General features: G+C 41.1%; 1 protein-coding gene. It reads left to right on the forward strand.

Going from position 1 to position 207, the window contains the following annotated elements:
* A partial coding sequence (locus ABD814_RS06920; RefSeq protein ID WP_344911643.1) for a transposase occupies nt 1–207 on the forward strand: 207 nt, incomplete at both ends.

Raw genomic sequence — 207 nt, forward strand, 5'->3', positions numbered from 1 at the left:
CATGCGGATGAATTAAAGCATGAGCCGATGTTTACCACGATTCTGGATAAGAAGCAATTAGCTTCTCAACCCACTTTGTCACGCTTAAACCAGAAATTCGACAAGGAAACGATGAAGCAGATCCAACAGGTCGATCAAAAATTGAACCGACGCGTTCAGAAGCTTAAGCCAAGCGAACATTTTGTTTTTGATTTAGATTCAGCCAAT

Source organism: Amphibacillus indicireducens (assembly GCF_039539605.1).
GTDB classification, from domain to species: Bacteria; Bacillota; Bacilli; order Bacillales; family Amphibacillaceae; genus Amphibacillus; species Amphibacillus indicireducens.